19 protein-coding genes and 1 rRNA gene are annotated in these 23338 nt (G+C 71.8%); 4 read left to right on the forward strand and 16 right to left on the reverse strand.

From position 1 onward, the window contains the following. The 4 genes from C7S10_RS17670 to glpD all read right to left on the reverse strand — a co-directional run. Positions 1 to 97 (reverse strand): 16S ribosomal RNA (locus C7S10_RS17670); the annotation flags it as partial. Between the two features lie 365 nt (positions 98 to 462). Beyond that, a complete protein-coding gene (locus C7S10_RS17675; RefSeq protein WP_108345782.1) occupies positions 463 to 1086 on the reverse strand; it encodes a DNA-3-methyladenine glycosylase in 624 nt (207 codons plus the stop codon). After that, positions 1070 to 2527 (reverse strand): argininosuccinate lyase, encoded by a 1458-nt coding sequence (gene argH, locus C7S10_RS17680; protein WP_108345783.1) that lies wholly within the window; start codon positions 2525 to 2527, stop codon positions 1070 to 1072. Before argH ends, C7S10_RS17675 begins: the two co-directional genes overlap by 17 nt. A gap of 13 nt (positions 2528 to 2540) precedes the next feature. Continuing rightward, a complete protein-coding gene (gene glpD, locus C7S10_RS17685) occupies positions 2541 to 4259 on the reverse strand; it encodes a glycerol-3-phosphate dehydrogenase (protein ID WP_108345784.1) in 1719 nt (572 codons plus the stop codon). Between the two features lie 158 nt (positions 4260 to 4417). Between glpD and C7S10_RS17690 the strand changes: the two genes are divergently transcribed. Further along, entirely contained in the window at positions 4418 to 5134 is a 717-nt protein-coding gene (locus C7S10_RS17690) for an MIP/aquaporin family protein (protein WP_279303180.1), read from the forward strand. Positions 5135 to 5178: 44 nt separating this feature from the next. Further along, the gene (gene glpK / locus C7S10_RS17695; protein WP_108345785.1) at positions 5179 to 6696 is read left to right on the forward strand and encodes a glycerol kinase GlpK; all 1518 of its coding nucleotides are present in this window, start codon (positions 5179 to 5181) and stop codon (positions 6694 to 6696) included. A gap of 93 nt (positions 6697 to 6789) precedes the next feature. Here the strand turns inward: glpK and argG are convergent, their stop codons facing one another. The 8 genes from argG to argC are packed head-to-tail and all read right to left on the reverse strand — an operon-like array spanning position 6790 to position 14417. Then, the gene (gene argG, locus C7S10_RS17700; protein ID WP_108345786.1) at positions 6790 to 8220 is read right to left on the reverse strand and encodes an argininosuccinate synthase; all 1431 of its coding nucleotides are present in this window, start codon (positions 8218 to 8220) and stop codon (positions 6790 to 6792) included. Further along, positions 8217 to 8747, reverse strand: a complete 531-nt coding sequence (locus C7S10_RS17705; protein WP_108345787.1) for an arginine repressor — start codon at positions 8745 to 8747, stop codon at positions 8217 to 8219. Before C7S10_RS17705 ends, argG begins: the two co-directional genes overlap by 4 nt. Beyond that, on the reverse strand, positions 8744 to 9679 hold the full coding sequence (gene argF / locus C7S10_RS17710) for an ornithine carbamoyltransferase (RefSeq protein ID WP_108345788.1): 936 nt from the start codon (positions 9677 to 9679) through the stop codon (positions 8744 to 8746). The genes C7S10_RS17705 and argF overlap by 4 nt, the downstream gene beginning before the upstream one ends. After that, positions 9676 to 10857: an acetylornithine transaminase gene (locus C7S10_RS17715; protein WP_108345789.1), complete on the reverse strand. Its 1182-nt coding sequence runs from the start codon at positions 10855 to 10857 to the stop codon at positions 9676 to 9678. Before C7S10_RS17715 ends, argF begins: the two co-directional genes overlap by 4 nt. Beyond that, positions 10854 to 11768 (reverse strand): acetylglutamate kinase, encoded by a 915-nt coding sequence (argB, locus tag C7S10_RS17720; protein WP_108345790.1) that lies wholly within the window; start codon positions 11766 to 11768, stop codon positions 10854 to 10856. Before argB ends, C7S10_RS17715 begins: the two co-directional genes overlap by 4 nt. Then, a complete protein-coding gene (gene argJ / locus C7S10_RS17725; protein WP_108345791.1) occupies positions 11765 to 12916 on the reverse strand; it encodes a bifunctional glutamate N-acetyltransferase/amino-acid acetyltransferase ArgJ in 1152 nt (383 codons plus the stop codon). Before argJ ends, argB begins: the two co-directional genes overlap by 4 nt. Next, on the reverse strand, positions 12913 to 13386 hold the full coding sequence (locus tag C7S10_RS17730; RefSeq protein WP_108345792.1) for an ACT domain-containing protein: 474 nt from the start codon (positions 13384 to 13386) through the stop codon (positions 12913 to 12915). The genes argJ and C7S10_RS17730 overlap by 4 nt, the downstream gene beginning before the upstream one ends. Continuing rightward, a complete protein-coding gene (argC, locus tag C7S10_RS17735) occupies positions 13383 to 14417 on the reverse strand; it encodes an N-acetyl-gamma-glutamyl-phosphate reductase (RefSeq protein ID WP_108345933.1) in 1035 nt (344 codons plus the stop codon). Before argC ends, C7S10_RS17730 begins: the two co-directional genes overlap by 4 nt. An 88-nt stretch (positions 14418 to 14505) precedes the next feature. Here argC and C7S10_RS17740 point away from each other — a divergent pair, with 88 nt between their 5' ends. Further along, complete coding sequence (locus C7S10_RS17740) at positions 14506 to 15309, forward strand: maleylpyruvate isomerase family mycothiol-dependent enzyme (protein WP_108345793.1); 804 nt, start codon at positions 14506 to 14508, stop codon at positions 15307 to 15309. A gap of 169 nt (positions 15310 to 15478) precedes the next feature. On the opposite strand, the gene pheT is transcribed toward C7S10_RS17740, so the two are convergent. The 4 genes from pheT to C7S10_RS17760 form a co-directional block, all read right to left on the reverse strand. Then, on the reverse strand, positions 15479 to 17956 hold the full coding sequence (gene pheT / locus C7S10_RS17745; RefSeq protein ID WP_108345794.1) for a phenylalanine--tRNA ligase subunit beta: 2478 nt from the start codon (positions 17954 to 17956) through the stop codon (positions 15479 to 15481). Beyond that, positions 17956 to 19053 (reverse strand): phenylalanine--tRNA ligase subunit alpha, encoded by a 1098-nt coding sequence (pheS, locus tag C7S10_RS17750; protein WP_108345795.1) that lies wholly within the window; start codon positions 19051 to 19053, stop codon positions 17956 to 17958. The genes pheT and pheS overlap by 1 nt, the downstream gene beginning before the upstream one ends. Before the next feature lie 188 nt (positions 19054 to 19241). Next, on the reverse strand, positions 19242 to 21878 hold the full coding sequence (locus C7S10_RS22615) for a DUF4153 domain-containing protein (RefSeq protein ID WP_108345796.1): 2637 nt from the start codon (positions 21876 to 21878) through the stop codon (positions 19242 to 19244). Further along, positions 21875 to 22585 carry a response regulator transcription factor gene (locus tag C7S10_RS17760; RefSeq protein ID WP_108345797.1) on the reverse strand — a complete coding sequence of 237 codons (711 nt, stop codon included), beginning with the start codon at positions 22583 to 22585 and terminating at the stop codon, positions 21875 to 21877. Before C7S10_RS17760 ends, C7S10_RS22615 begins: the two co-directional genes overlap by 4 nt. A 117-nt stretch (positions 22586 to 22702) precedes the next feature. Between C7S10_RS17760 and C7S10_RS17765 the strand changes: the two genes are divergently transcribed. After that, the gene (locus tag C7S10_RS17765; RefSeq protein ID WP_108345798.1) at positions 22703 to 23335 is read left to right on the forward strand and encodes a LysE family translocator; all 633 of its coding nucleotides are present in this window, start codon (positions 22703 to 22705) and stop codon (positions 23333 to 23335) included. Positions 23336 to 23338 lie beyond the last annotated feature (3 nt).

A 23338-nucleotide genomic window follows, 5' to 3' on the forward strand; every position in this document is an offset into this window, starting at 1 on the left:
CCGCTCGAGTACCACCGAAGTGGCCTTTCCGCTCGACTTGCATGTGTTAAGCACGCCGCCAGCGTTCGTCCTGAGCCAGGATCAAACTCTCCATCGAAAAATGAAAAATCCAACCCCAACAAACAAACCCTGACAAAAAACTGTCAAGAATCATTGTCGGAAAAAACATAACCCCCATACAAGATGGAAGCATCAAACTAATTCGTCGACTATGACACACTGTTGAGTTCTCAAACATCAGACGCACCCAAGCGCCTCCGGCTGGGCCGGACTTGTCTTGGGGCAACCTGCAGAAACTTACCGGTCTGTGTCCGGCCCGTCAAACTGGCCTTCGTGACTCGGTGTCGGACGCGGCTGTACCCGCTGGATTTGGCCTCTCGGCCCCAGCGGGGTGTTCGCTCGCGGCGACAGGACGAAACATTAGACCCCCGGTGGCGCGCATGCCAACTCGGGGTGGACGGTTCACTGTTTGTGCAGGTCAGAGGCTTGTCGACGAGCCCGCCGTGCAGCCGGCCGGTAGACCGAGACGCTGCGCTCGTCGCTCAGCCAGAACCGCCACGGCGCCTCCGCGGCATGGCGCAGGCCCACGCGTGGCCCGCGAGAGATGGTTTCCGGGTCGGGCGGGTCCGCGAGCTCGAGCGTCACCCGTCCGGTCGACAGGTCGCACCCGTAGTCGGCCAGGTCGATCGCCAGCGCCGTGCACAGGCGGGCAGGACCACGCGCAAGATCGCGGTCCGAGGCGCCGGGCCGCCGTGCTCGTGCCGTCGCGACTCCCTCGACGACCTCGCCCGCACGGAGCAGCACCCCCGATGCCGTGCCTTCGGGGCCGCACACGACGTTGGCACAGTGGTGCATGCCGTAGGTGAAGTAGACGTACAGGTGGCCCGGTGGACCGAACATCGCGGCGTTGCGCGCAGTCGGGCCGCGGTAGGAGTGGGAGCCGGGGTCGTCGGCGCCGGCGTACGCCTCGACCTCGGTGATCCGGACCGCGACCCCGTCGCAGCGCAGCGTCGACCCGAGCAGGGTCGGCGCCACCTCGAGCACCGGCCCGGCCAGGTGGGCGGCCAGGTCAGCCGAGGCGCTCACGGCCGACGGTCGCGACGGACCGCAGCTCGGCGAGCTGCTCGAGGACGCGCCGGGGTGACGTGCCGCCACGACCGTCGCGCGACTCCACCGACCCCTGGGCCGTGAGCACGAGGCGCACCTGCGGCGTCAGCGCAGGCGAGATGCTCGCGAACTCCTCGTCGGTGAGACCGTCGAGGTCGGTCCCCTTGGCCTCGGCCGCGCGCACGCACGCGCCGGCGAGCTCGTGGGCGATGCGGAACGGCGTCCCCTCACGCACCAGCCATTCCGCGATGTCGGTCGCGAGCGAGAACCCCTGCGGCGCGAGCTCGGCCATCCGCTCGGTGTTGTAGGTGAGCGTGGCGACCTGGCCGGTGAAGGCGGGGAGCAGGACCTCGAGGGTGTCGAGGGAGTCGAAGACCGGCTCCTTGTCCTCTTGGAGGTCGCGGTTGTAGGCCAGCGGCAGCGCCTTCAGCGTGGTCAGCAGGCCCGCGAGGTTGCCGACCAGACGACCGGCCTTGCCGCGCGCCAGCTCGGCGATGTCGGGGTTCTTCTTCTGCGGCATGATGCTCGACCCCGTCGACCACGAGTCGTGCAACGTGACGAAGTCGAACTCACGCGTCGCCCACACGATGATCTCCTCGGCCAGCCGCGAGACGTCGACGCCGATCTGTGCGCAGACGAAGGCGAACTCGGCGACGAAGTCACGCGACGCGGTGCCGTCGATGGAGTTGGCGCTTGAGCCGGTGAAGCCGAGCTCGGTGGCGACCAGCTCCGGGTCGAGGCCGAGGCTCTGGCCCGCCAGGGCACCGGAGCCGTACGGCGAGTCGGACCGCACCCGGTCCCGCCAGTCCCCCAGTCGGTCGACGTCGCGCAGCAGCGCCCAGGCGTGGGCGAGCAGGTGGTGCGAGAGCAGCACCGGCTGGGCGTGCTGGAGGTGCGTGCGTCCCGGCATGATCGCGCCGTGGTGTGCCTGCGCCTGGCCCGCGAGCGCATCGACCAGGTCGAGGACCAGTGCCGCGACGACCCGCGCGTGGTCGAGCAGGTAGCTGCGGAAGAGCGTCGCGATCTGGTCGTTGCGGGACCGACCGGCGCGCAGCTTGCCGCCCACATCGGGCCCGACCTCCTCGATCAGCAACCGCTCGAGAGCACCGTGGACGTCCTCGTCGGACTCCGACGGCTGCAAGCGGCCCGAGGTGAACGCGTCCGTGAGCACGTCGAGCCCGCGGTGGAGCTCGTTCTCCTCGTCAGCGCTCAGCAGGCCCGCGGCGCCGAGCGCCTTCGCGTGGGCGTGGGAGCCGGCGATGTCGTAGAGCGCGAGCCGCCAGTCGAAGTGGGTCGAACGGGACAGGGCCTCGAGCTCGGGTGAGGGACATCCCGCGAACCGACCACCCCACAGCTTGCCCTCGTTGGTGGTGCTGAGGTCGGTGGCCGTGTCCCGGGGCTCGCTCGGTGGTGCCGTCACAGGGTCAACAATGTCAGTCGAGCGCGCGACCGACCGACCGGGCCCGGATGTCGGGCGCAGCCAGCCGCTCGGCGTTCGCGGCGAGGTCGTCGGGCTCGAGCTGCGACTCCCGCTCCGCGGCGACACGCGTCCGGTAGGCCTCGACCTCGTTCGCGACCCGGGCCTCGTCCCAGCCGAGGACGTCGGCCACCACGGCGGCGGCGTCGTCGGCGCACTCCACCCCGCGGTCGTGCGCCTCGATGGAGATGCGGGTGCGGCGCGCCAGGATGTCGTCGAGGTGCAGCGCTCCCTCGTGGGTGGCGGCGTAGCGCACCTCGACCTTGAGGTACTCCTCCGCGCCGGGCAGCGGCTCGAGCAGGCTCGCGTCGTCGTCCGCCAGCTCGAGCACCTCGTCGAGCAGCGAGCCGTAGCGCTCGAGCAGGTGGGTGATCCGCCACGTCGGCAGGTGGCGCTCGCGAGCGAGCCGGTCCTTCTGGTTGTTCAGGGCGAGGTATCCCTCCGCACCGACGAGCGGGATGTGGTCGGTCACGCACTCCCCCACGCCGCCCGGGAGGTCGACGCGGGCGGCGTCCACGGCGTCGGCGGCCATCACGCGGTACGTCGTGTACTTGCCACCGGCGATGGAGATCAGGCCGGGCTGGGGGCGGGCCACGGCGTGCTCGCGCGAGAGGTTGGACGTGGCCTCGCTCTCGCCCTTGAGCAGCGGGCGGAGCCCGGCGTAGACGCCCTCGATGTCGTCGTGCGTGAGCGGCCGGGCGAGCACCGTGTTGACGTGGTCGAGGATGTAGTCGATGTCGGCCTGGCTGGCGGCCGGGTGGGCCTTGTCGAGCTCCCAGTCGGTGTCGGTGGTGCCGACGATCCAGTGGGTGCCCCACGGGATCACGAACAGCACCGACTTCTCGGTGCGCAGGATCATCCCGGTCTCGGAGTTGATGCGATCGCGCGGCACCACGATGTGCACGCCCTTGGAGGCGCGCACGTTGAAGCGGCCCCGTCCGCCGGCGAGGGTCTGGATCTCGTCGGTCCACACACCGGCGCAGTTGATGACGACGCGGGCCGAGACGTCCTTTTCCTCGCCCGTCTCGACGTCGGTCAGCGTCGCGCCGACGATCCGCTCACCGGCCCGCGTGAGGCCGGTGACCTTGGTGGAGGGGAGCACCGTGGCGCCGTACGACGCGGCCGTGCGCGCCAGCATCATCGTGTGCCGCGCGTCGTCGGCCTGTGCGTCGTAGTAGAGCAGTCCGCCGGCGAGGGCGTCGGGTCGCAGGCCCGGGGCCAGCTTGAGCGCACCGCCCCGCGTGAGCTGCTTGTGGCGCGGGAGCGAGCGGGCGCCGCCCATGGTGTCGTAGAGGGTGAGTCCGGCCGTGACGTAGGGCCGCTCCCACACGCGGTGCTGCAGCGGGTAGAGGAACGAGACGGGGCGCACGAGGTGGGGCGCCAACCGGGTGAGCATCAGCTCGCGCTCGCGCAGGGCCTCGCGCACCAGCGAGAAGTTCAGCTGCTCGAGGTAGCGCAGGCCGCCGTGGAACAGCTTCGAGCTGCGCGAGGACGTGCCGGAGGCGAGGTCGCGCTGCTCGACGAGGACGACGCGCAGCCCGCGGGTGGCGGCGTCCAGCGCGACACCCGCGCCGGTCACCCCGCCCCCGATGACGAGGACGTCGACGTCGGCGCCGCCGAGGGCGCTCCATCCGTCGGCTCGCTCCTGCGGTCCGAGGCGTGCAGGTCGAGGCATGTCGTGGTTCCTCCGTGCGACCGGGTGGGCTGGGATGACGCATGGCCACACTAACCGGGCCGGTCGAGGACAGCGAGCTGTGCAAGGATGCGAAACCCTGACGCCAGTGGCGGAGGTCACACTCTCGGGCGTCCCTCTTCATCGGAAAGGACCGCTGCGTGTTCAGAGACATCTTCCTCCCCGAGGTGATGGGGACCGGCATCCTGATCCTGCTCGGTTGTGGTGTGGTCGCCAACGTCGTGCTGCCCAGGACGGGCGGCAACGGCGGCGGCACGCTGATGATCAACTTCGGCTGGGGCCTCGCGGTCTACTCGGGCGTCTACGTCGCCTACGAGTCGGGCGCCCACCTCAACCCCGCCGTCACCATCGGCATCCTGGCGGCCGGCGACTCGGGCCTGTCCGCCGCCGACGTGATCACCTACATCGCCGGCCAGATGGTGGGCGCGATGCTCGGCGCCACGCTCGCGTGGTTGGCGTACAAGAAGCACTTCGACGACCCCGACGCCGACCAGGGCTCGAAGCTCGGCGTCTTCAGCACGATGCCCACGATCGCCTCGAACGCCTGGAACGTCGTCACCGAGGTGATCGGCACCTTCGTGCTGGTCTTCGTGATCCTCGCCTTCGGCAAGACGCCCACCGAGGTCGGCCCGCTGGCCGTCGCCCTGCTCGTCGTCGCGATCGGCGCCAGCCTCGGCGGCCCGACCGGCTACGCCATCAACCCCGCCCGCGACCTGGGTCCCCGCCTGATGCACGCCGTGCTCCCGATCCCGGACAAGGGCAGCAGCGGCTGGGGCTACGCGTGGGTCCCCGTCGTCGCGCCGCTCATCGGTGGGGCGCTCGGCGGCCTGGCCGCCAACCTCGTCGGTTTCGTCTGAACCTCGCACGCCCGTCCCCGCCCAACACCTAGCCCGGAGGCACCATGAGCAACACCTACATCCTGTCCATCGACCAGGGCACGACCAGCACTCGCGCCATGATCTTCGACCACGACGGCTCGGTGGTGGCCGTCGACCAGGTCGAGCACGAGCAGATCTTCCCCAAGGCCGGGTGGGTCGAGCACGACCCGATCGAGATCTGGGAGAACACCCGCAAGGTGATCGGCGGCGCGCTGGCGAAGGCCAACCTCAACAGCAAGAACATCGAGGCGGTCGGCATCACCAACCAGCGCGAGACCGCGGTGGTGTGGGACAAGAACACCGGCCAGCCCGTCTACAACGCGATCGTCTGGCAGGACACCCGCACCCAGAAGATCGTCGACCGGCTCGCCGGTGACGACGGCGTCGAGAAGTACAAGTCGACGTGCGGCCTGCCGCTCGCCACCTACTTCTCCGGACCGAAGGTCACCTGGATCCTGGAGAACGTCGACGGCGCGAAGGAGAAGGCGGAGTCCGGCGACCTGCTGTTCGGCAACACCGACACCTGGGTGCTGTGGAACCTGACCGGCGGGGCCGACAACGACGGGGTCCACGTCACCGACGTGACCAACGCGAGCCGCACGATGCTGATGCGCCTCGAGGACCAGACGTGGGACGAGTCGATCGCCTCCGACATGGGGATCCCGCTGTCGATGCTGCCGGAGATCAAGTCCTCCTCCGAGGTGTACGGCGAGTGCAAGCCCGGCGTCCTCAACGGGACCCCGATCGCGGGCATCCTGGGCGACCAGCAGGCCGCGACCTTCGGGCAGGCGTGCCTGGAGAAGGGCACCGCGAAGAACACCTACGGCACCGGCAACTTCATGCTCCTCAACACCGGCACCGAGCAGGTGCCGAGCGAGAACGGCCTCCTCACGACGGTCTGCTACAAGATCGGCGAGCAGGAGACGGTCTACGCCCTCGAGGGCTCGATCGCCGTCACCGGTTCGCTGGTGCAGTGGATCCGCGACAACCTCGGCATGATCGGCAGTGCTCCCGAGATCGAGGAGCTGGCGATGAAGGTCGAGGACAACGGTGGGGCCTACTTCGTGCCGGCGTTCTCCGGGCTGTTCGCCCCGCACTGGCGTCCGGACGCGCGCGGTGCCCTCGTCGGGCTCACCCGGTTCGTCAACCGCAACCACATCGCCCGCGCGGTGCTGGAGTCCACCGCGTTCCAGACCCGCGAGGTGCTCGACGCGATGAACGCCGACTCGGGGGTGCCGCTCACCGAGCTGCGCGTCGACGGCGGCATGGTCGTCAACGAGACGCTGATGCAGTTCCAGGCCGACATCCTCGGCGTCGACGTGGTGCGCCCCAAGGTCGCCGAGACCACGGCGCTGGGTGCGGCGTACGCCGCCGGTCTCGCGGTGGGCTACTGGGAGAACGAGGACGACATCCGCAACAACTGGGGCGAGGACAAGCGCTGGAGCCCGCAGATGGACGACGACGAGCGCGAGCGGCTCTACCGCAACTGGAAGAAGGCCGTCACCAAGACCCTCGACTGGGTCGACGACGACGTGGAGTGAGACGACTCCGCTGACGCGCCCCACCGGCACCGACCCACACAGGGTCGGTGCCGGTGCCGTGTGGGGGCACGCCCGGGCCTCGGTCGGTCGGGCTCAGTCGGTCCCGACGTCCATGGCCGCGTTGTCGAGGGCCTCGTCGTCGAACGTGTCGGCACCGTTGCGCCGCGCGATGCGGTCGGCTCCCCCGGGCTCGATCTCCCCGAACAGGTTGCCGTTCTCGACCAGCACGTGTCCCTGGTCCTGCGGCTGGGTGGCGTACAGCTCGAGCTTCGCGCGCGAGTCGGCGATGTCGAGGTTGCGCATCGTCAGCTGGCCGATGCGGTCGGTCGGGCCGAACACGGCGTTGTCCGTGCGCTCCATCGACAGCTTGTCGGGGTGGTAGGAGAACGCCGGGCCGTCCGTGGCCAGCACCGTGTAGTCCTCGCCCCGGCGCAGCCGGATCGTGACCTCGCCGGTCACCAGGGAGGCGACCCAGCGCTGGATGGCCTCACGCATCATCAGCGCCTGCGGGTCGAGCCACCGGCCCTCGTAGAGCAGGCGTCCGAGGCGACGGCCCTCGTAGTGGTAGTTGGCGATGGTGTCCTCGTTGTGCACCGCGTTGAGCAGCCGCTCGTAGGCGATCCACAGCAGGGCCATGCCCGGGGCCTCGTAGATGCCGCGGGACTTGGCCTCGATGATGCGGTTCTCGATCTGGTCGGACATGCCGAGCCCGTGGCGCCCGCCGATCGCGTTGGCCTCCAGGACCAGCTGCACCGCGTCGTCGTACGTCGCCCCGTTGATCGCCACCGGACGGCCCTGGTCGAAGCGGATCGTCACGTCCTCGGTGTCGATGGACACCGCGGGGTCCCAGAAGCGCACGCCCATGATCGGCTCGACGGTCTCGAGGGACACATCGAGGTGCTCGAGCGTCTTCGCCTCGTGGGTCGCGCCCCAGATGTTGGCGTCGGTGGAGTAGGCCTTCTCCTGGCTGTCGCGGTAGGGCAGCCCGCGCTCGGTGAGCCACTGGCTCATCTCGGTGCGGCCGCCGAGCTCGTGGACGAAGTCGGCGTCGAGCCAGGGCTTGTAGATGCGCAGCTCGGGGTTGGCGAGCAGTCCGTAGCGGTAGAACCGCTCGATGTCGTTGCCCTTGAAGGTCGACCCGTCGCCCCAGATGTCGACGTCGTCCTCGTGCATCGCGCGCACGAGCATCATCCCGGTGACGGCACGACCGAGCGGAGTGGTGTTGAAGTAGGCGCGGCCGCCGGAGCGGATGTGGAACGCACCGCAGGCGAGGGCGGCCAGGCCCTCCTCCACCAGGGAAGCCCGGCAGTCGACGGCGCGCGCGATCTCGGCGCCGTACTCCAGCGCTCGGGCGGGGACGCCGGAGATGTCGGGCTCGTCGTACTGCCCGATGTCGGCGGTGTAGGTGCAGGGGACGGCGCCCTTGTCACGCATCCAGGCGACCGCGACGGAGGTGTCGAGGCCTCCGGAGAAGGCGATGCCGACGCGCTCGCCGACGGGGAGGGAGGTGAGGACCTTGCTCACTGGTCGTCCTTTGCAGTGGGGTGGTTGGCGAAGTCGAGGAAGCGGCGCGCGAGGTCGTCGCCGCCGAGGGGGTCGCGGCCGATGACGAGGACGGTGTCGTCGCCGGCGATGGTGCCGAGCACGTCGCCCAGGTCGGCCCGGTCGAAGGCGCTGGCGAGGAACTGCGCGGCGCCGGGCGGGGTGCGCAGCACGACGAGGTTGGCGCTCGCGTCGGCACTGACCAGGAGCTCGGCGCACAGGCGCGCGAGCCGCTCGCTGGCCCCGGCCGCCTCCCGGGTCGAGGTCGGGCCGCGGTCGCCGCCCTCGGCGGGCACGGCGTAGACCAGCGGGCCCTGCCTGCTGCGCACCTTGACGGCGTCGAGCTCGACGAGGTCGCGGCTCAGCGTCGCCTGGGTGACGTGCACGTCGTGCTCGGCGAGGAGCTCGGCCAGCTCGGTCTGGGAGCGGACGTCGTGGGTGCTCACCAGGTCGATGATCCGCTGGTGGCGCGCGTTCTTGGTCACGGGGCTGACGCTGCGCTCGCTCATCGCTCCCCCTCGCTGCGCTCGAGCAGCCAGGCCAGGACGGCCTTCTGCGCGTGCCGGCGGTTCTCGGCCTCGTCCCACACGGCGCTCTGGGGACCGTCGATCACCTCGGCGGTGATCTCCTTGCCGCGGTAGGCCGGCAGGCAGTGCAGCACGAGGGCATCGGGGACGGCGTGCGCGAGCAGCCCACCCGTCACGGCGTACGGCGCGAAGAGCTCGAGGCGCTGCGCGGCCTCCTCCTCGCGACCCATCGAGATCCAGGTGTCGGTCACGACGACCTGCGCCCCGTCGACCGCGGCGACGGGGTCGTGGCCGATGGTCACGCTGCCGCCGGTGTCCTCGGCGATCGCCAGCGCCCGCTCGACGACGTCCGGGGCGGGCTCGAAGCCGGCCGGCGAGGCGACGGTGACGTGCATCCCGGCGGTCGCCCCGGCCAGCACCCACGAGTTGCCCATGTTGCAGGAACCGTCGCCCACGAACGCCACCCGCACGCCGCCGAGCACGCCGAGCCGCTCCTGCACGGTCTGCAGGTCGGCGAGCAGCTGGCAGGGGTGGAAGTCGTCGGTGAGCGCGTTGATGACCGGCACCCCCGCGTGGTCGGCCATGGTGACGAGGTCGGCCTGGAGGGCGGTGCGCCACACGATGGCGCTCGACTGCCGCCCCAGCACGCGGGCGACGTCCTCGACGGACTCGCGCGACCCCATGGCCGCCAGTCCCCCGTCGACCGTCATCGGGTTGCCGCCGAGCTCGGCGATCCCGGCCGTGAACGAGACCTGCGTGCGCAGCGTCGGGCGGTCGAAGACGAGGGCGACGGTGCGCGGGCCGGCGAGGGGCTTGTGATCGTAGGGCTCGCGCTTCATCGACGCGGCGAGCGCCAGGACCTCGGCCTGCTCGGCCGGCGTGAGGTCGTCGTCGGCGAGGAGGTGGCGCATCACGCGTCCACCTCGACTGCGTCGAGGATCCCCGACCACGCCTCCACGAAGCCGCGGGCGTCCTCGTCGGTGAGGACGAGCGGCGGGACGAGGCGGATGGTGCTGGGTCCGGTCGCGTTGAGGATGTAGCCGCCCGCCATGGCGGCCGTGACCACGCCCGGCGCGTCGACGGCCAGCTCCAGGCCGACCATCAGGCCCTCGCCGCGGGCCTCGGTGACCCGCGGGTCGGCGCCGAGCCCGTCGCGCAGGGTCTTGCCGAGGGCGGTCGCCCGGTCGAGCAGCTGGTCCTTCTCGATGGTGTCGAGCACGGCGAGCGCGGCCGCGCAGGCCACGGGGTTGCCGCCGAAGGTCGTGCCGTGGTTGCCGGGCTCGAGCAGGGCGCCCGCGGTCCCGAGCCCGATGGTCGCACCGATCGGGATGCCGCCACCGAGGCCCTTGGCCAGCGTGACGACGTCGGGCGTGACGCCCTCGCCTGCCGGCAGCTGGTGGGCGAACCAGGCGCCGGTCCGGCCGATGCCGGTCTGCACCTCGTCGAGCCACAGCAGAGCGCCGTGCTCGTCGCACGCCCGCCGCGCGGCGCTGAGGTAGCCCGGGGGCGGCACGCGCACGCCGGCCTCACCCTGGATCGGTTCGAGCACCACGGCGGCCGTGTCGTCGGTGACGGCGGCGGTGAGGGCCGCGGCATCGCCGTACGGCACGAAGGTGACGTAGCCGGGCAGCGGCTCGAAGGGCTCGCGGTAGGCCGCCTTGGAGGTGAGCGCGAGCGCGCCCATCGTGCGGCCGTGGAAGGACCCCTCGGTCGCGACGAGGTGGGTGCGGCCGGTGCGGCGGGTGAGCTTGAGGGCCGCCTCGTTGGCCTCGGCGCCGGAGTTGGAGAAGAAGACCCGGCCCCCGACCTCGGGCCCGAGCAGCGTCAGCAGTCGCTCGGCGAGGGCGAGCTGGGGTTCGCTGGCGAAGAAGTTGGAGACGTGGCCGAGCGTGCCGAGCTGGTGGGTGACGGCCTCGAGGACCGCCGGGTGCGCGTGGCCGAGGGCGTTGACGGCGATGCCGCCGAGCAGGTCGACGTACTCCGTGCCGTCGGCGTCCCAGACGTGGGCGCCCTCGCCGCGGGTGAGCAGGAGCTTGGGGGTGCCGAAGGTGTTCATCAGCGCGGACTCGTAGCGCTGCTGCCAGGTGGTCATGCCGTCACCTGTGCCTTCCGGAGCTTGGTGGCGACGCCCGGCAGCACCTGGGTGCCGACGCCCTCGTCGGTGAAGATCTCGAGGAGCACGGCGTGGGGTTCGCGGCCGTCGACGACGGTGGCGCGGGGCACGCCGTTGGTCACGGCCTGGTGGCACGCGGTCATCTTGGGCACCATCCCGGCGTCCAGCGTCGGGAGCATCTCGCCGAGCGCGTCGGGCCCGATCTCCTGGATGACGTCGTCGGAGTTGCCGTAGTCGCGGTAGAGGCCCTCGACATCGGTGAGCACGAGCAGCTTCTCGGCGCCGAGGGCGATCGCGAGGGCCGCGGCCGCGGTGTCGGCGTTGACGTTGTGGACGGTGCCGTGGACGTCGGGGGCGACGCTCGAGATGACCGGGATCCGCCCCGCCTCCACGAGGTCGAGGACGGCCTCGGGCCGGACGTGGGCCACCTCGCCGACGAGGCCGAGGTCGACCTCCTCCCCGTCGACGATGGTGTTGGTGGGCTTGGCGGTGAACAGCCCGGCGTCCTCGCCGGACAGGCCGACGGCCAGGGGGCCGTGCTGGTTGATCAGTCCGACGAGCTCGCGCTGGACCTGCCCGACCAGGACCATCCGGACGACGTCCATCGCCTCCGGGGTGGTCACCCGCAGACCGCCGCGGAACTCGGAGGTGATGTCGAGGCGCTTCAGCATCGAGGAGATCTGCGGGCCGCCGCCGTGCACGACGACCGGCTTGAAGCCGGCGAAGCGCAGGAAGGCGATGTCCTCGGCGAAGGCGACCTTGAGGTCGTCGTCGGTCATGGCGTTGCCGCCGTACTTCACGACGATCGTCTTGCCGTGGTAGCGCTTGAGCCACGGCAGGGCGGCGGCCAGGGTCTTGGCGTCGGTCTTCATCGGTTGCTCCGTGCTCATGAGCTGTAGGCGCTGTTCTCGTGGACGTAGGCGTGCGTCAGGTCGTTGGTCCAGACGGTGGCGCGTGCGTCGCCGGCCTTCAGGTCGATGGTCACGGTGACCTCGCGGCCGGTGAGGTCGACGCCGGCCGGGTCCTCGGCGGGCGTGGAGTGGCGGCACACCCACACGCCGTTCATCGCGACGTCGAGGTCGGCGGGGTCGAAGGCCGCGTCGGTGGTGCCCATGCTGGCCAGCACCCGGCCCCAGTTGGGGTCGTTGCCGAAGACGGCGGCCTTGAAGAGGTTGCTGCGGGCGACGCTGCGACCGACCTCGACGGCGTCGTCCTCGGTGGCCGCGTTGACGGTGGTGATCGCGATCTCGTGGTCGGCGCCCTCGGCGTCCTTGAGCAGCTGCATCGCCAGGTCGGTGCAGGCCTGGGTGAGGGCGGCGGTGAAGTCCTCGGGCGTGGGCGTGATCCCGCTGGCCCCGCTCGCCATCACGGTGACGGTGTCGTTGGTGGACATGCAGCCGTCGGAGTCGAGGCGGTCGAAGGTGACGCGGGTCGAGGCGCGCAGCGCGGCGTCGAGCTCCGCGGCCGGGACGACCGCGTCGGTGGTGAGGACGACCAGCATCGTCGCCAGCTGCGGGGCGAGCATGCCCGCTCCCTTGGCCATGCCGCCGATGGACCACCCCGGGCCCTCGACGACGACCTTCTTGGCCACGGAGTCCGTGGTCATGATGGCCTCGGCGGCCGCCGTGCCTCCGTCGGCCGACAGTGCGGCGTACGCACCCTCGACGCCGGTGAGCAGGTCGTCGCGGCTGTTGGCGAGGCCGATCAGCCCGGTCGAGCAGACGACGACGTCGACGGCCCCGATGCCGAGCTTCTCGGCCACCTTCTCGGCGACCGCGTGCGTGGTCTGGAAGCCGTCGGGGCCGGTGTAGCAGTTGGCGCCGCCGGAGTTGAGGACGACCGCCTTGACGGTGCCGTCCTTGACGACCTCCTGGCTCCACAGCACCGGGTTGGCCTTGCAGCGGTTGGCGGTGAAGACGCTGGCGGAGTCGAAGGTGGGGCCGTGGTTGACGACGAGGGCGAGGTCCTTGGCGCCCGTCGGCTTGAGGCCGGCGGCGACGCCGGCGGCGGTGAATCCTGCGGGGTGGGTGGTGCTCATTTCTTGGGCTTCGACTTTCCGGGAGGGCTCGACTTCTTGGCGGGTCGGACGGGGACGGCGGCGGTCACGGTGTGACCTCGTCGTCGCCACGCCTCGGTCGCCTTGTCGCCGTCCACGAGGCGGACCATGATCCAGTCGGTGTCGAAGGTGGAGAGCGTGTAGACCGGGATCTCCGCCTCGGCCAAGGGCACGAGCAGGCTGGCGAGGATGCCGATCGAGTCTGGGTCGAGCGGCCCGCGGACCTGGAACGCCGTCAGCGGCTTGATGCTCGGCGTCTTGGTCGGCACCGAGCGGGTCGCGCAGACCAGGCTGGTCTCGGTGGCCGTCGCGGTCACCGAGAACAGGCTGGCCGACTCGGCCCACTTCGGGATCTCCGCGCCCGGACCGAGCCGCACGATGGCGAGCTTCTCCGGGAACTGGAGCAGGGTGAAGGTCTGGCTGCTGGTCTGGCTGCTGGTCTGGTCGGTCATGGCGCGAGTCCGATCGTGGAGAGGCCGGTGGTCTCGTCGAGGCCGAGGGCGAGGTTCATGCACTGCACGGCGGCGCCGGCGGTGCCCTTGGTGAGGTTGTCGATGGCGGCGACGGTCACGAGGCGACCGGCGCTCTCGTCGACCGCGACCTGGACGTGCACGGCGTTGGAGCCGACGACCGCCTTGGTCTGGGGCCACTGACCGTCGGGGAGGAGGTGGACGAACGGCTCGTCGCCGTACGCCGCGGCGTAGGCCTGCCTCGCCTGCTCCTCGCCCACGGCACCGACCAGCGGCGCGGAGACCGTCGCGAGGATGCCGCGCGACATGGGGACGAGCATCGGCGTGAAGCTCACCCGCACGGCTGCGTCGTGGACGAGGCCGAGGTTCTGGGCGATCTCGGGGGTGTGGCGGTGGACGCCACCGACGCCGTAGGCGCTGGCGTTGCCCATCGACTCGCTGCCGAGCAGGTGCGGCTTGAGTGACTTGCCGGCGCCGCTGAGCCCGCTGGCCGCGACGACCGCGACGTCGGGCTCGACGAGGCCGGCGGCGAGGGCGGGCGCGATGGCGAGGGTGGAGACGGTCGGGTAGCACCCGGGCACCGCGATCCGGCGGGCCCCGCCGAGCGCCGTACGCTGGTCGGCGAGCTCGGGCAGGCCGTAGGGCCACGAGCCGGCGTGCGTGCCGCCGTAGAACTTCTCCCACTGGGCGGCGTCGGTCAGCCGGAAGTCGGCCCCGCAGTCGATCACGACCGTGTCCTCGCCGAGCGCGGAGGCGATCTCGGCCGACTGCCCGTGCGGGAGGCCGAGGAAGACGACGTCGTGGCCGGACAGGGTCTCGACGGTGGTCGCCTCGAGGACGCGGTCGGCGAGCGGGAGCAGGTGGGGCTGGAGGCCTCCGAGCCGCTCCCCCGCGTTGCTCCCCGCGGTGAGGGCACCGATGGTGACGTCGGGGTGCCCGAGGAGCAGGCGGAGCACCTCGCCGCCGGCGTAGCCGCTGGCGCCGGCGACCGCTGTCGAGAACGTGTCAGGCATGCGCATGACTATACATGCCACTGCATGTTCATGCGCACCCGGGTCAAACCGGTGTCGTCGCGTCCGTCCTCCACCCTAGGTTGGACGCATGACTCTCCTGAGCCCCGACACCTACCTCGAGCACATCCGCGCCGAGTCTGCCCGGTTCCGCGAGGTGCTCGCCGACTGCGACCCCGCGGCGCGGGTCCCGACCTGCCCCGAGTGGTCGGCCGAGGACCTGCTCTGGCACCTCGCGACGGTGCAGAGGTTCTGGGCCGGGATCGTCATCGACCGGCCGGTCGAGAGGGACGAGGCCGACGTGCCCGAGCGCCCGGCGACGTACGCCGAGGTGCTCGCGTCGTACGACGAGTGGTCGGCCGCCCTCGTGGCCGCGCTCGACGGCGTGGACACGAAGGAGGAGGCGTGGACGTGGTCGGACGACCACACCGTCGGGTTCATCGTGCGTCGGCAGGCACACGAGGCGCTCGTCCACCGCATCGACGCCGAGCAGACGGCCGGCGTCGACCGGGCCGAGGTGGATCCCAACCTGGCCGCCGACGGGGTGGCCGAGATGATCGGCGTGATGTTCGGCGGCTGTCCGCCGTGGGGCACCTGGGAGCCGCTCCCCCACTACGCCCGTCTGGACTGCACCGACACCGGCGACGAGCTGTGGGCCCAGTTCGGGCTCTTCAGCGGCACCGACCCGGACAGCGGCCAGGTGATCTCCGCCGAGGAGGACTTCCACCTCGTCGAGGCGCCCGAGGACGTCGAGCCGGACGTGGTGATCGACGGGACCGCGGTCGACCTCGACCTGTGGCTGTGGCACCGCGGGGACGACGAGGACCTCGCGATCGCGGGCGACCGGTCGGTGCTGGACCGCTTCCGGGCCGTGGTGTCGAACCCGATCAACTGAGGTCTTGGCTCGCCCCACCACGGGGCCGGTGCGTGGGCGACACTCCCGGACCGCGGAGCGTGGGTGGGACACCGCCGCGTGACGTGTCGTGCGATGACACGCCCGGCGGAGGTGGGCCAGCCACCTTCCCGAGCCCAGGAAGGTGGCTGGCGCACCGCCAGCAGATCGATCAGCGCTGGACGGCGCCCGTGCGCTCGGCCGCCATCGCGACGGCGGCCTCCCGCGCGGCCGAGGCCTCGCCCTCCTTGAGGGTCCGGTCGGGGGCGCGGAAGCGCAGTGCGTAGGCCAGGGACTTCTTGCCCTCGCCCACCTGCTCGCCGGTGAACACGTCGAAGAGCGCGATCGACTCCAGCAGCTCGCCGGCCCCCTCGCGGAGCGCGGCCTCGACGGCCGCCGCCGGCACGTCGGCGTCGACGACGAGCGCGACGTCCTCCTTCGCGACCGGGAAGGAGGAGAACTCCGGTCCGGTGACGACGGTGGTCGCGTGCTCGAGCAGCGCGTCGAGGTCGATCTCCGCGACGGCCGTGCGAGCCGGGACGGCGTACGCCTTGCACACCTTGGGGTGCAGCTCACCCGCGTGCCCGATGACGCGCTCGCCGATCCGGAGCTCGGCGCACCGCCCGGGGTGCCAGGGCTCGCGGGTGGTGGCGGTGACGGTCAGCTCCACGCCGAGCTCGTCGGCCAGCGCGCGCACCGTGCCGATGGCGTCGGACCACGACGCGAGCCGCCCCGCGCCCCACCAGCCGGCGTCCTCCGCGTGCCCGGTGAGGGCGATCGCGAGGTGCATCGGCTGACGGGGCACGGCCTTCTCGATGCTGGCCCACTCCTCGTCGCTCGGGCGGCGGTCGACGCCGAGCAGCGGCGCCTTCGCACCGGTCGGCTCGAAGACCAGGCTGGTCTCGAAGAGCGCGACGTCGGTGGTGCCACGACCCACGTTGCGTGCCAGCGCCTTGAGCAGACCCGGCAGCAGCGTGGTGGCGAGGAAGGGCTCCTCGTTGTTCAGGGGGTTGACCACGCGCAGGGCGGTACGGCGCTCGTCGCCCTCGGCGAGGCCGAGCCGGTCCCAGTCGGCGTCGCCGACGAAGGGGTAGCTGATCGTCTCGACCAGCCCGGCTCCGGCCAGCGTGGTGCCGACACGGCGGCGCAGGCGCTGGGCCTCGCTGCGACCTCGCCCGGCGGGAGCCGGCGGCAGCACCGAGGGCACCTGGTCGTAGCCGACGATCCGCACGACCTCCTCGACCAGGTCGTAGGGGTCGGTGAGGTCGGGACGCCACGAGGGCGCGACGGCCGTCAGGGTGTCACCGTCGATCGCCACCTCGCAGCCGACGGCGCGCAGGTGCGCGAGCGTCGTCTCGGCGGAGATGTCGATGCCGCTGATCCGCGCCGGGAGGTCGACCGGGATCGTGATCGACACCCGCGCCGGCGGCGTGCCGACCACGGTGACGCCGGCGTCGGCGGTGGCGCCGCCGAGCTCGACGAGGAGCTCGACGACCCGGTCCGCGGCGGCCTCGGTGATCTCGGGGTCGACGCCACGCTCGTTGCGCTTGCCCGCCTCCGACGTGAGCCGGTGGCGCTTGCCGGTGCGGAACATCGACACCGCGTCCCAGTGCGCGGCCTCGACCAGGATCGAGGTGGTGGTCTCGGAGATCTCGGTCGTCTCGCCGCCCATCACGCCGCCGAGCCCGATGATCCCGGAGTCGTCGGTGACGACGAGGTCCTCCGCGGAGAGCGTGCGCACCACGCCGTCGAGGGTCGTGAGCTTCTCGCCGGCCGCCGCACGGCGGACGCGTACGGCGCCGCTCAGCTTCTCGCGGTCGTAGCCGTGGATCGGCCGGCCCAGCTCGAGCATGACGTAGTTGGTGACGTCCACCGCGAGCGAGACCGGTCGCATGCCGGCCTGCTCGAGCCGCGTCGCCATCCACCCGGGCGTGGTCGCCGTCGGGTCGAACCCGCTGACGCTGCGCGCGACGAAGACGGGGCAGCCGGCGGCGTCGTCGACCACCACGGGGTGTCCGTCGGCGTTGGCGGCCGGGGTGTCGCGGGCGGCAGGATCGGTGAAGGGCAGGTCGAAGCCGAGCGCCGCCTCACGGGCGATCCCCCGCAGCGACAGGGCGTAGGCGCGGTCCGGGTTGATCTCGAACTCGATGACCGGGTCGTCCATGCCGAGCACGTCGAACGCGTCGTCGCCGGGGGCACCGGCGTCGGCGGGCAGCACGATGATCCCGTCGTGGTCGGTGCCGAGCCCCAGCTCGGCGGCCGAGCAGATCATGCCGGCGGACAGGTGCCCGTAGGTCTTGCGCGCGCTGATCTCGAAATCGCCGGGGAGCACCGCACCGGGCAGGCAGACCACGACGAGGTCGCCCTCGACGAAGTTGTGCGCGCCGCACACGATCCCCTGCGGCTCGCCGGTGCCGTTCGCGTCGCCGACGTCGACGGTGCACCAGTTGATCGTCTTGCCGTTCTTCTGCGGCTCCTTCTCCAGCGTCAGCACCCGGCCCACGACCAGGGGGCCGGTGACGGCATCGGCCGGGTTGGTGACGGCCTCGAGCTTGAGCCCGAGCATGGTCAACCGGTCGGTGAGCGCGCTCAGCGTGACGTCGGCCGGCAGGTCGACGTACTCACGGATCCAGGACAGTGGCGCCTTCATCAGATCTCCGTCCCGAAAGCAGAGGCGAAGCGGACGTCACCCTCGAAGACGTCGCGCAGGTCGGTCACGTTGTGGCGGAACATCAGCATCCGGTCGATGCCGAAGCCGAACGCGATGCCTGAGTAGACCTCCGGGTCGATCCCGCAGGCGGTGAGCACGCGCGGGTTGACCACGCCGCAGCCGCCGAGCTCGATCCAGCCCTCGCCGCGACAGGTGCGGCAGGCGTCGGAGTCGACTCCGCGGCACACGAAGCAGACCATGTCCATCTCGGCGGAGGGCTCGGTGAAGGGGAAGTACGACGGGCGGAAGCGCGTCGTGATGCCCTCGCCGAACAGCGCGGTCGTCATGTGGTCGAGGGTGCCCTTGAGGTGGGCCATGGTGATGCCCTCGTCGACGACGAGGCCCTCGATCTGGTGGAAGACCGGCGAGTGCGTCGCGTCGACCTCGTCGGTGCGGTAGACCCGGCCGGGGCACACGACGTAGATCGGCGGCTGCTGGCTCAGCATCGTGCGGGCCTGCACCGGCGAGGTGTGGGTGCGCAGCACCAGCGCCGCGTCGGCCGGCTCGAGCCAGAACGTGTCCTGCATGGTGCGGGCCGGGTGATCGGGTCCCATGTTGAGGGCGTCGAAGTTGAGCCACTCGGCCTCGACCCACGGCCCCTCGGCGACCTCCCAACCCATGGCCAGGAAGACGTCGGAGAGCCGCTCGGAGAAGGTGGTGATCGGGTGCCGGGCGCCGGCACGGCGGCGTTTGGTCGGCAGCGTGACGTCGACGCGCTCCTCGACCAGCATCCGCTGCTCGTGCTCGTCCTCGAGGACGGACGTGCGCTCGCCGAGCGCCTTGGTGACCGCGCCGCGGGCCTGGCCCACGCGGGCGCCGGCCTCCTTGCGGGCCTGGGGCGGGAGCGCGCCGATCTCCCGGTTGGCCAGGGCCAGCGGTGAGCGGTCGCCTGCGTGGTCGAGACGGACCTGCTTGAGCTGCTCGAGGTCGGCGGCGGCGGCGATGGCCGCGACGGCCTCGTCGCGCATCCGCTCGACCTCCTCGGCCTTGAGCGGGGTGACCTCGACCGGGTCGTAGTCAGTGTTGGGGCCGGACATGGCTCCCTTTCCTAGCGCCTGGGGTGACGGCGCGATTGTAGAAGTGGGTCGGACGGGAGGACTCCCCGGACCCGGCGACGTCAGGAGGCTGCTGGAGAACAGCAGCCGGTCAGGCAGACCGGCGAGCCCCCGGACACCGTGCGGGTCCGGGGCGCAGAAATCGCTGGTCGAGGCTCACGGGGCCGACTCTACCGCGCCGAGCCGGCGGCGTACGCGTCGATCACCGGCGAGCACGGGTCGCCGCCCTGCGCATCGGTGGCGTCGAGGTCAAGGCCCTCGACCGCGTCCCGGGCCCGGGAGCGGCCGAGGTTCCACGCCAGCGGAGGCTCGTCGTCGCGGAGCTGGTTGAGCGGGAGAAGGCTCAGGGCACACGCCGCCGCGTCGGCCGGCAGGCGGTCGGCGATCACCGGTGCCGCGTCGGCGGAGAGGGTCCGGAGGTACTGGATGTCGAGCTTGCCGGTCGCCTCGTAGCGGTCGATGTTGCGACCGGCCACCCAGGCGTCGGGGTTGATCGAGGCCAGGGCCAGCACGGCGACCGCGCCGGTCACGAGCGCCAGCCGCGGCAGCCAGCGGCCGTGCCCGAGCCCACCGACGACCATGACGAGGAGCACCACGACCCCGAGCCAGCCCTCGAAGACGTCGACCGTCACCCGCAGCGTGGTGAAGCCGTAGCTCTCCTGGTAGAGGTTCATCCGGTGCAGGGCCGAGGCCACGACGACGAGCGTCAGGGCGCAGAGCAGGCCGAGCGAGGCGCGCATCCAGAGCCGGTCGAGGGCCTCGTCCTTGACCTTGCGCGCTGCTGCCCAGACCACGAAGAGGGTCAGGAGGGTGGCGATGGTGAGCTGGCCGAAGCCCTGGTGGACGTAGTCGGCGTAGGTCAGCCCGGTCGTGTCCTCGACGTAGTCGTGGCCACCGAAGACGGCCGCGGCCTGGGCGATGAGGAAGAGCACGAAGACCGCGTCGACCAGCAGCACCGGGATCAGCCACTCGAAGCGGTTGCCGAGCGGCTCGACCGTCCGCGGCTCCGGCTCGACGCGCGACGGGTTGAGCGCGAGGTAGGCCGCCGCGAGCGTCACGGCGAACACCAGGCAGCCGACGAAGATCCGGGTGACGAAGTCGTTGAAGCTCAAGGTGGGCACGAGCGCGTCCACCCAGGTCGCGAAGAGGGCGTCGGCGGAGGCGAACAGCGCGCCGAAGACCGCGAGCGCGATGAGCGAGACGACGACCGTGCGCACCACCGCGGGCGTCCGCCCGCCGGTGCCGACCACCCGCAGGGTCCGGCCGAACCACGGCAGCCCACGCAGCGAGGACAGCGGCCAGGAGATCCCGGTGACGACGAAGCCGGCCGGTGTGCGGGCGTCGGTCACGCCGATCAGGAAGACACCGGCGGCGGTGAAGACACCGAGCACCGCGATGCCCTCCGCGTCGAGCAGCGCCAGCGGCAGCACGAGGAGGGAGGCCAGCACCGTGCACCCGATGGTGAACGCGTTGCGGCGGTGCCGCGCGGTGAGGTACGCCGCCGTGCCGGCGCCGACCAGGACGAGCACCCACGACAGGCCGGGGTTGGTGAAGGTCATGGTCGCCCCGGCGAGCACCCCGACGAGGGCGCACGCGACGACCACGCGGAGCCCGGCCAGCCCCGGCCGCTCGGGCCAGAAGGAGCCGAAGAAGGAGTCGAGTCCCGGGGGCGGCACGGGCGCTGTCCCGGCGGGCGGTCCCAAGGGGACGTAGCGATCGGCGGGCGGCAGGCTCGGCGGGGTGGGTGCGGTCATGGCGTTCTCCTCGGTGGACGCCTGCGGCTCGAGGGGGGCGGGCGGCTCGTGGGGCACGGGCAGGTCGTGGTCGTCGGGCAGCTCCAGTCGGAGCAGGGCGCCGGACCGGTCCGGCTCGGGGTCGGTGAAGCGGAGGGTGCCGCCGTGGAGCTGGGCCACCCAGCGGGCGACCGCGAGCCCGAGCCCGGTGCCGCCACCGCTGGCGTCGGTGCCGAAGCGCGCGAAGACCCGTTCGCGGTCGTGCGGATCGACCCCGGGACCGCGGTCGGCGACCGTGAGCCACCAGCCCTGCGGCGTACGACCCGAGGCGACGTGGACGGGTGACCCGGCCGGGGCGTGTCGGGCCGCGTTGTCGAGGACGTTGACGAGCAGCTGTCGCAGGCGCGCCTCGTCGGCGGTGGCCACCAGGTCCTCGGGGATGTCCACCTCGAACTCCCCCGTGCGGCCGGCGACCCGGACCTCCTCGACGCAGTCGGCGACCAGGGCGCGCACCGGGACCTCGGCGCGCCGCAGCCGCGTGACGCCCGCCTCGATGCGGGAGAGCTCGAGGAGGTCGGTGACGAGCTGGCGCAGCCGCTCGGCCTGGGCCACGGCCGCGTCGAGGTGCTCGGCGTCGGCGGGCACGACACCGTCGGCGAGGTTCTCCAGCACCGCGATCATCGCGGCCAGCGGGGTCCGCAGCTCGTGGGAGACGGTGGCGATCAGGTCGCGCCGCTCCGCCTCCACGACCGCGAGGTCACCGGCCATCTGGTTGAAGACGGCGGCGAGCCGGCCGACCTCGTCGGACGAGGTGGTGCGGACGCGTCCGGAGTAGTCGCCGCGCGCCATCCGCTGCGCCACCTCGGTCATCGACCGCAGGGGCGCCACCATCCCGGCGGCGAGCAGCTGGGTGACCCCCAGCGTGAGCAGCACCGCGACGGGGAGGGTGAGCCAGACCGGCACACCGGCCGCCGAGCCGAGCGTCGCGAGCAGCGCCACCACGACGACGGAGATCGCCACGAGGGCGCCGAGCTTGACCTTGATGCTGGTGGCGGCGTCGAGCAGCCGCCTCACGCCGGCACCTCGAGCGCGTAGCCGACGCCGTGCACGGTGCGGATCCAGCCGGACCCGAGCTTGTGGCGCAGTGCCTTGACGTGGCTGTCGACGGTGCGGGTCGCGACCCCGCTCAAGGTCGCCTCCCCCCAGCCCCAGACGTCGGCGAGCAGCCGCTCACGGGTGAGCACCTGTCCGGGCTCGCGGGCCAGGCAGACCAGCAGGTCGAACTCCGTGGGCGTCAGGTGCACCTCGGCCCCGTCGATGGTCGTACGGCGCCGGCCGGGGTCCACCCGGAGCGCCCCCTGCTCGACCAGCTCGCGGTCGGGGGAGGCCGCGAGCTCGGCGGCGCGCTCGACGCGTCGCAGCAGGGCGGACACCCGGGCCACGACCTCGCGCATGCGGAACGGCTTGGTGAGGTAGTCGTCGGCGCCGACGCCGAGGCCGACCAGGATGTCGGCCTCGTCGTCGCGGGCGGTGAGCATCAGGACCGGGACGGGCCGCTGGGCCTGGATCCGTCGGCACACCTCGTGGCCGTCGAAGCCGGGCAGCATCACGTCGAGCAGCACCACCGACGGCTCGGTGTCGGCGGCGAGGGCGACGGCGGTGGGGCCGTCGAACGCCTGCGTGACCACGTATCCCTCGGCCCGCAGCCGCTCGCTCACCTGGTCGTTGATGACGCGGTCGTCCTCGACGACCAGCACCGTGCGTGCACCCCGCTCACTCATGGCCACAACCCTAGGAGCGCGGCTGCGCAGGAGGCGGTCACGAATCGTGGAGGTTGTGTGCAGATCGCGACGTGGAATCCGGTGTCCGTACGCCGCCCGCGACCCTACGATCGACCCGTGCCGACCACCAGCCAGCTGCTCGCCTTCGCGCTCGCCTCGATCCTGTTCATCCAGGTCCCGGGCCCGAGCCTGCTGTTCACCATCGGGCGCGCGCTGACCGTGGGCCGGCGCGCCGCGCTGCTGTCCGTCGTCGGCAACGCCCTGGGTGTCTTCGCGCAGATCGTCGCGGTGGCGCTCGGGCTCGGCGCGATCGTGGCGGCCAGCGCAGCGGCGTACACCGTGCTCAAGATCGCCGGCGCCTGCTGGGTGGTCTGGCTCGGCATCCAGGCCATCCGGCACCGCAGCGACGCGCGCGCGGCCCTGCTCCTCGGCGACCGCGTGCCGGAGCGCACCAGCGCCGCCCTGCGCACCGGCTTCGTCGTCGGCGCCACCAACCCCAAGACCATCGTCTTCTTCGTGGCCTTCCTCCCCCAGTTCACCAACCCCGCCGCCGGGCACGTCGGTGTCCAGGTCGCGCTGCTCGGCCTGCTCTTCGCGGTCATGGCGGTCGCCTCCGACTCCGTGTGGGCGCTGGCGGCCAGCCGGGCGCGCGACTGGTTCGCCCGCAAGCCGCAGCGCCTCGACACGATGGGGGCGGCGGGCGGCGTGATGATGATCGGCCTCGGCGCGACGCTGGCCGCGACCGACTGACCC

Origin of the sequence: Nocardioides currus (assembly GCF_003057875.1) — a bacterium.
Classification (GTDB): domain Bacteria; phylum Actinomycetota; class Actinomycetes; order Propionibacteriales; family Nocardioidaceae; genus Nocardioides; species Nocardioides currus.

What these genes read in the sequence shown, in the direction of transcription:
- C7S10_RS17715 (WP_108345789.1), bottom strand. Translation starts at nt 10,857, where the DNA reads ATGACCACCTGGCAGCAGCGCTACGAGTCCGCGCTGATGAACACCTTC.
- C7S10_RS17760 (WP_108345797.1), bottom strand. Translation starts at nt 22,585, where the DNA reads ATGAGTGAGCGGGGTGCACGCACGGTGCTGGTCGTCGAGGACGACCGC.
- C7S10_RS17705 (WP_108345787.1), bottom strand. Translation starts at nt 8,747, where the DNA reads ATGAGCGAGCGCAGCGTCAGCCCCGTGACCAAGAACGCGCGCCACCAG.
- C7S10_RS17730 (WP_108345792.1), bottom strand. Translation starts at nt 13,386, where the DNA reads ATGACCGACCAGACCAGCAGCCAGACCAGCAGCCAGACCTTCACCCTG.
- argJ (WP_108345791.1), bottom strand. Translation starts at nt 12,916, where the DNA reads ATGAGCACCACCCACCCCGCAGGATTCACCGCCGCCGGCGTCGCCGCC.
- pheT (WP_108345794.1), bottom strand. Translation starts at nt 17,956, where the DNA reads ATGAAGGCGCCACTGTCCTGGATCCGTGAGTACGTCGACCTGCCGGCC.
- glpD (WP_108345784.1), bottom strand. Translation starts at nt 4,259, where the DNA reads ATGCCTCGACCTGCACGCCTCGGACCGCAGGAGCGAGCCGACGGATGG.
- argB (WP_108345790.1), bottom strand. Translation starts at nt 11,768, where the DNA reads ATGAGCACGGAGCAACCGATGAAGACCGACGCCAAGACCCTGGCCGCC.
- glpK (WP_108345785.1), top strand. Translation starts at nt 5,179, where the DNA reads ATGAGCAACACCTACATCCTGTCCATCGACCAGGGCACGACCAGCACT.
- pheS (WP_108345795.1), bottom strand. Translation starts at nt 19,053, where the DNA reads ATGTCCGGCCCCAACACTGACTACGACCCGGTCGAGGTCACCCCGCTC.
- argC (WP_108345933.1), bottom strand. Translation starts at nt 14,417, where the DNA reads ATGCCTGACACGTTCTCGACAGCGGTCGCCGGCGCCAGCGGCTACGCC.
- C7S10_RS17740 (WP_108345793.1), top strand. Translation starts at nt 14,506, where the DNA reads ATGACTCTCCTGAGCCCCGACACCTACCTCGAGCACATCCGCGCCGAG.